The organism is Thermofilaceae archaeon, assembly GCA_038731975.1.
GTDB lineage: Archaea > Thermoproteota > Thermoprotei > Thermofilales > Thermofilaceae > JANXEW01.
This window is the reverse complement of the sequence record JAVYQJ010000043.1, coordinates 1-6,642: the sequence shown is the minus strand read 5'-3', so window position 1 is coordinate 6,642 and position 6,642 is coordinate 1. Positions and strand designations below refer to the sequence as shown.

The 6,642-nt window shown below is 62.5% G+C and carries 8 protein-coding genes; 4 read left to right on the top strand and 4 right to left on the bottom strand.

Annotated features, from left to right (window positions below):
• The coding region (locus QXF46_08880; protein MEM0226973.1) for a glycoside hydrolase family 99-like domain-containing protein at nt 1-865 on the top strand (865 nt) is incomplete at its 5' end.
• Here the strand turns inward: QXF46_08880 and QXF46_08875 are convergent.
• Nucleotides 837-2,090 (bottom strand): M28 family metallopeptidase, encoded by a 1,254-nt coding sequence (locus tag QXF46_08875; protein MEM0226972.1) that lies wholly within the window; start codon nt 2,088-2,090, stop codon nt 837-839. The two genes, QXF46_08880 and QXF46_08875, sit on opposite strands and share 29 nt — an antisense overlap.
• A 64-nt stretch (nt 2,091-2,154) precedes the next feature.
• On the opposite strand from QXF46_08875, the gene QXF46_08870 reads away from it, so the two are divergent.
• Nucleotides 2,155-2,418, top strand: coding sequence for a PRC-barrel domain-containing protein (locus QXF46_08870; protein MEM0226971.1), 264 nt, complete (start codon nt 2,155-2,157; stop codon nt 2,416-2,418).
• Nucleotides 2,419-2,552: 134 nt separating this feature from the next.
• On the top strand, nt 2,553-3,686 hold the full coding sequence (locus QXF46_08865; protein MEM0226970.1) for a uroporphyrinogen decarboxylase family protein: 1,134 nt from the start codon (nt 2,553-2,555) through the stop codon (nt 3,684-3,686).
• 165 nt (nt 3,687-3,851) lie between these two features.
• Here the strand turns inward: QXF46_08865 and QXF46_08860 are convergent, their stop codons facing one another.
• From QXF46_08860 to QXF46_08850, 3 genes are all read right to left on the bottom strand, one after another.
• The gene (locus QXF46_08860; GenBank protein ID MEM0226969.1) at nt 3,852-4,712 is read right to left on the bottom strand and encodes a hypothetical protein; all 861 of its coding nucleotides are present in this window, start codon (nt 4,710-4,712) and stop codon (nt 3,852-3,854) included.
• A gap of 24 nt (nt 4,713-4,736) precedes the next feature.
• Nucleotides 4,737-5,636 (bottom strand): phosphotransferase, encoded by a 900-nt coding sequence (locus QXF46_08855; GenBank protein MEM0226968.1) that lies wholly within the window; start codon nt 5,634-5,636, stop codon nt 4,737-4,739.
• A gap of 77 nt (nt 5,637-5,713) precedes the next feature.
• A complete protein-coding gene (locus tag QXF46_08850; GenBank protein MEM0226967.1) occupies nt 5,714-6,256 on the bottom strand; it encodes a DUF998 domain-containing protein in 543 nt (180 codons plus the stop codon).
• A 76-nt stretch (nt 6,257-6,332) separates the two neighbouring features.
• Here QXF46_08850 and QXF46_08845 point away from each other — a divergent pair.
• Nucleotides 6,333-6,642 (top strand): flavin reductase family protein (locus QXF46_08845; protein ID MEM0226966.1); only part of this gene is annotated, 310 nt, incomplete at its 3' end.

Below are 6,642 nucleotides of genomic sequence, written 5' to 3'. Positions count from 1 at the left end.
CCTGACCGTCTTCGACGGGCTGCACACGTACAACCCGATTTGGGTAAGGGACCACGCGGCCACGTACGCGGAGCAGTCGAGGCTCGTCAAGTCCTTCATCAGCGTGGGGGAGGGCGCGGCTGTGAGGAAGCTCTGGGCTGCAACTGTCAACCCAGGCTACGACGACAGGAAGATCCGAAGGCCCGGCGCCTACGTCGCGAGGGAGGAGGGCGGTTATTACAGGCGGACGTGGGAGGCGGCGATCGCGAGCGAGCCCGACATGATCCTCATCTGCTCGTGGAACGAGTGGCACGAGGGGACGGAGATCGAGCCGAGCAGGGAGTACGGCTTCCAGTACCTCCGCATGACGAGGGAGTACGTGGCCCGCTACAAGGGCTGGGAGCCGCCCATCGGGAAGGCCCCAAGGGTTAGAGTCGAGTTGGCGGGGGAGGGCAATGCCATCGTTGTGGCCGTCAGCAACGTTGGGGAGGAGCCGATCGTGGCCGCCCGGTTGACCGTGGTCAACGCGTCGGTGGGGGTAGCGGTGGAGCCAGCGGGCTTCCACGCTTACACGCTGCCGATCAACCGCACTTCTCACGCTGTCTTCCTCCCCTACATCGGCCCCGGCGAGAGAGTCGAGCTGCGGGGTGTCGCAGCTGGAAGGCTAGTGAAGGTGAGGGTTGAGGCGTGGTCAGCTTCGGGCCAGCTGGCGACCGAAGAGGCTACCATCGAGGTTGAAGTGTCTTCCGCCAGAGGGCCCCAGGTTCAGGCGAGGAAGGGGGAGGGGTTCACCGTCCTGCTGGTGCTAACCGCTGCGGTGGGCGCCGGGCTAGCTGTCGCGGCTCTGCTGTTTAAGCTTACTCGAAAATCCCGAGCCTCTTCCTGAAGTAGTCGTCCACCTTCCTCTTCACCTCCTCCGGTATCTCGCGCTCGAACGGAACCTCCTCAGCGTCGGCCACCTCCCTGACGATGTGGAGAGCGAGCAGGCCGGGGAGCTCGAAGGATGAGGGGTGCAGCAGCTCGGGCGAGTCCTCGACCGTGTGCATACCGGCGTTGGCGCCGCTGGCCCGGAACACGTTGACTGAGGGGACGCCCAACCTCGCGAAGCTCGCGCTGTCGCTCGACATCACGTCCTCGCTCACCTCCACCTTTACTCCCAGCTTCTTCGCGAGGAACTCGATCGAATGGCGCAGGCTCTTCGAGCCTGTGACGATCGCTCTAGTCGTCCCCATTGCCCCGCCGTGGACGTCCAGGTTCACGACGAGCACGGCGTTCCTCATCTCATCCTTCCGCGCCTCGACGTGGGCCAGCGAGCCGCGCAGCCCAAGCTCCTCCCCGCTGAAGAGGACGAAGCGGAGCGTCCGCTTGAGGGGGACGTTGCTCAAGGCCCTCGCGATGGCTACCGCGAGAGCCGAGCCGCCCGCGTTGTCAACGGCGCCCCGCACACCGTAAACGCTGTCGAGGTGCGCCGTCACGTACACGACCTCATCCGGGTACTTCGACCCCCGCCTCTCAGCAACCACGTTGAAGGCCTCCACCTCCCTGTACTCCTGGACCAGGACGAGCCTTGCGCGCTTAGCCTCGAGCATCTTCAGCGCGTCGCTGTACCTCACGTAGACTGCGGGCAGGTTGCCGAACTTCTCCCTCCACTCGTGGGGCACGTCGACTCGGCTCAGCTGCCTGTGGGGCGAGCCCTCGGCGATCACGAGGCCCAAAGCCCTGCCGGCCAGCTTCCGCCACCCCTCCTTGTCGGGCCTCGCCGAGGCGAGACCGATCCAGCCCGTGGAGCTCGGGACGAGCGCCGGATCGCCCCCCTCGATGTAGACGAGCTCGCCTTCAACCCCTTCCTCACCCGTCTCGCCGCTGAAGCCCACACCGGCGCACTCAACGCTGCGCCGCTCGGGCTCGAGGGCCTCCAGCTCCGCCCTCCGAATCTCGTACACCTTCACCTTGAAGGGCTCCAGCTTGACGTCGTAGCCCATGCTGGACAGCTCCCTCACGACCAGCTCGCGCGCCCTAGCTTCACCCTCGCTCCCCGTGAAGCGCGGCTCAGAGGACAAGCGCAGGGCGAGCTCGTAGGCGTACCTGGCATCGCTAAACAAGCTTCGCATGTACTCCCCCCTCCACGCAACTTTTAAGCGTTGAGAAGGTCTCTCGTAGGCGGGCGGATTGATCGTGCGGGTGAAGGACATAATAGGGAAGGAGGTTGTCACTGAGGACGGGGTGAGCATCGGCCGGATCGAGGACCTCGAGATCGAGAATTGGGTTGTCACGAAGCTCGTCCTCCGCTTAAGCCGTGACGCCGCCAGAGCGATCGGGGTACGCTTTTCCCTTAGACCGCGAGGCTCGGTGAGCCCGACCCACGTCAAGGGGGTCGGCGACTACGTTACGCTGAGCGTAGCAGCGAGCAAGTTGAGTGATGCGGTAAAGCTCGAGTGAGCCCAAGCGCAGACCTTCAAGCGCGAGCGGTTGTCAGCAAAGACCAATCGCATCACGGTTCAGCTCGACGTGCCTCATCCCTCAGCTTGGGGATCCCACCAAAGGGTTTTAACTGTGCTCCCCCAATCTAATTCGTGTCGGAGTCGAACTTTGAGCGGCTTCTCTCGGTGCTTCACCTCGAGGAGCCTCCCGATAGGGTCCCCTTTTACGACCTCTACGCCGACGCGGAGGTTGTCGAGGCTCTAACGGGTGAAAAACTGGCGCCGGGGCCAGCGAGCGTCCACGAGGCAGTATCCGAGTTGAGCTCTCCCGATGGAAGGGCCAAGCTCTTGAGAACGGTTGAGCACAACGTGAGGGTGCTGGTGCGCTTCTACGGTGGTTTAGGCTACGACTACGTCACGCTGTCCATACCGACCCCCTTCCCACGGACTAACGTGCTGCTGGCCGACGACACCGCGCCGCTCCGCAGGCCCAAGAGGGCCTGGAACGACGAGTTCAGAGGTACGATAGAGAAGCGCGAGGACCTGGAGAACTACCCGTGGCCCGATCCGAGCGCGGTTGTTGAGACGTTCATGGTCTACTACGGCGTCGTCTCCAGACTGCTGCCGGAGCGAATGGCCTTCATCCCGTTAACCCCCGGCGGCGTTTTTGAGAATGTGACTTGGCTGATGGGCTTTGCACCGTTCTCGAGGGCTCTCTACAGGGATCGTGCTTTCGTGAGGGAGCTCTTCGAGAGGGTGGGCCGCGTTCTCGAGGAGCTCTGCAAGGCGGCCGCCGAGTGCGAGAGGGTCGGTGCCCTGACGATGGGCGACGACATGGGTTTCAGGAGCGGCCCAATGATCTCGCCCAACGCCCTCAGGGAGCTGGTCCTCCCGTGGCAGAAGAGGTGCGCGGACGCCGTGCACCGCTGCGGGAAGCCCTTCATCCTCCACTCCTGCGGTAACCTGAAGGTGATCATGGAGGACTTGATCAGCTACGTGGGGATCGACGCGAAGCACTCCTTCGAGGATGCTGCCTACCCGGTGACCGAGTACAAGGAGCTCTACGGCGATAGAATCGCGCTGCTGGGCGGGGTGGACATGGACAAGCTCGCAAGGATGCCCACGGACCTCTTCGTCGAGTACGTCAAGGAGGTACTCCGGAAGTGCGCTCCCGGTGGCGGCTACGCGCTGGGCTGCGGTAACAGCGTGGCAAACTACGTGAAACTGGAGAACTACCTGGCGATGCTTGAAGTCGGCAGGAAGTACGGGAGGTACCCAATCAGGTGAAGGTGCACAAGGGGAGCGTAGGTCAAGCGAGTGCTGGAGGGTTGAGACCACAACGAGCTCGCGAAACCCGTTGTTCCAGCCTGGTGCGCCGAATGATCCGCGGCAGCGCTTCTTTTCGAGGCGCTACGGTGGCCGCTGCTTACACGAGAGCGCGCTCCCGCTTAATCAAGCGTCTGTGCAGGATTCTTCGTACCGCTGGAAGAGTAGGGGGCGGAGGACGACCTCGAATCGGTCGTACACCTTCTTCCACAATGGGGTTTCCCAGCTCTCTGGCCCGTACATCTCCGTGACCTTGAATCCGCAGCACTCAGCTTCGCTGGCGTTGAGGAGGGAGACGGCGAGCCGGTAGGGGATCTTCTTGAGCCTTAAGCCGCTGATTTCGCGCTCCTCCAGGTCGCCCATCGACTCGTACTCTGCCCGTCCGGCTACCATCCTGCAATCCCTGTAGACGCTCAAACCCCTCACGAAGCCGATCCTCCCGCTGGTGAAGGTTACCCAGAAGCCGTCGAGGTAGCCGACTACGCCGCCGCTGCAGACCTCATCCGGCAGGTCCCACGCGTAATCCCCGGGTGCGATGCGGGGTGGGATTGAAGCGGTCCCAACCTGCACGACCTCCCTGATGATCTGAAACCTCCTTGTCTCGAAGAACTTCGAGACGTGGGGGTCGCCGTACTTGCCCCTCACTCTGCCAACCCTTACGACCGGCTCGCCGACGCCCAGAAGCACTCTGGCTGCTGCAGCCATGAGCGCATCGCCTTCGACAACCTCCCTGTAGCCTTCGAGCAGCCTCTCCCCCTCCCAGAGTTCGATGAAGTGCGCGGCGTAGTAGCCGAAGAGGCCGAGCCGGGGCAAGGGCTCCCTCTCGAACAGGTAGAGCTGGATGCGGCCAGCCCCGTCGAACAGCAGCGCGTACCCACCCTCCAGCTTGAAGTTGAGCTTCAGCGAGCGCGCGAGGATTTCCGCAACCCTCTCGATCACTGCGCGGAACCACCCCTCTCGAGTCAGGTAAGCTTTACTCCGATCCAACCCCTCTAGCGGCCAGCCAACGTGCTACTCGCCGACCAGCAGCCCGCCCGGCTGTGAAAGCTCAAGGAGCAGCTTCCTGAACCTGTTGAGGAAGAGCAGCTCCGCGAGCGGGTATGCGGCACCCAGCTTCCAACGCAAGTAGCTCCTCATCGCGGGGAAGGATAGCATGCAGTACAGCTTCAGGGCCACCAGCCTAACCAGCTTGGCCAACCCCCTCGTCTCCCGCCCAGTTAGAGCGAAGTACTCCGCTGCGAACTTCTCAGCGGCGCGAACGTTGCTCGCCCAGAGGAAGGCGAAGGCGTACGCGACGTCGTAGAGCGGGTCGCCCGCGCTCAAGCTCTCCGCGTCCATCACGTAGAGCTTCCCACTCGAGAGGAGCAGGTTCCCCGGGTTGTAGTCGCCGTGAAGTAGCGCCACCTCCTCCGATTCCGGAGGCTGCAGAAGGCTGGGGTGGACGCTCAGGTTGGAGAGCTTTAGCAGGAACCTGACGCTTTCGATCTCCCTCATCCAGAACCCCTCTGCGGGCGGAGCAACGTTCACCCTCTCGTACGGGATTTCGTGGAAGCGGGCTAGCCCCGCCCCAACGAGCCTAGCCGTCAACAGGGTTTTCTTCAATTGATCCTCACATTTCACCCCCTCGATCCACTCCCACGCAAGGAGGGGGCGGCCTACTAAGCGCCCCTCGAAGTCCTTGAGGACAACCTTAGGCGCCCCCAGCCCAAAGGAGGGGGCGACAGCGTAGAGGGAGTACTCCCTAACAGCCTTTAGCTTCGCATCGCGGCCGAAGTAGACCTTAGCGGCGTAGCGTGCGATGCCCCCACTCCCGCGAACCTCCAGTCGGTACGCTTCGTTCGCAAGCCCACCCAGCCTCTTGCACGAGACGAGTTCACCGCCAAGCTCCTCAGCGACGCAGCTGAGATCCACGCTTTTGAGAAGCCTTCAACGCTAATAAACAGTTGCTGCTCCGGGGGTGGACCCGCAACCTCGGAAGATAAGCTGAGCTACTCCCCGCCCTTACCCAGCACGAAGTCGATGTAGAAGGGCGATGCGACGGCAATCGAGATTAGCTCCGGTATCGCTGCTCCCGGCGGGATCCCGTAGTACAGGTGGAGCACCCACGAGGCGACTCCGACTATGATGGCGAGCGACGCTAGCACGGCTCTGACTCCCCGCTTTAGGACTGCGTACTCGGCTAGCAGTACTGCGAGGGAGACGAAGAAGGCCACTGAGACGTAGAAGTGGAGTCGGCCGTAAACCTCGTCAAAAACCGCGATCAGGATGAGGATGAAGCCGGAGGCCGCGAGCGTGTAGCCGATGAGCTTCGACTTCGCCGCGGCACAGGTTACTCCGACAACGATGAGGAGGGCGCCGCCAGCGCTCAATCCGAAGTTGAAGAGGGGGGCAACGTTGCTCCTCGTCGCGTGGCCCAAGTCGCTCAAAGCGTTGTTTACGATGTTGAACCAGCCCGCCAGCAGGGCGGCAGCTGCTATGAAGGAGAGCGGCACAGCTACGGAGAGGGCCACTAGGAAGATGCAGTCCTTCACGCGTACCCCTTACCCCACCCCCTATTTTGCCTTTCCCTGCAAAAAGCTTTTGAAAGAGAAACGGGCCGTCTTACCCGTGTCGCACCGGATCAGTCGACTGTTGTATCCCAGGCTCACCGTGCTGATCACCACGTGCGATGGTAGCGGTAAACCGAACGTTGCCACGTTCTCCTTCTTCATGCCGATCAGCTTTGACCCCAAGTACGTAGCCTTCAGTGTCGCTCCGCAGAGGCACACTTTCTCAAACCTTCGGGAGGTTGGCGAGTTCGTTGTCAACGTGCCGACCTTCGACCTCCTTCAGAAGGTTTGGATCTGCGGCCGCTACTCGGGGAGGGAGGTTGACAAGTTCAAGCTTGCAGGTCTCACTCCGGTGCCGAGCGTGAAGG

Excerpts from the sequence above, each read along its gene's own strand:
- QXF46_08875 (MEM0226972.1), bottom strand. The coding sequence starts at position 2,090 with ATGCGAAGCTTGTTTAGCGATGCCAGGTACGCCTACGAGCTCGCCCTG.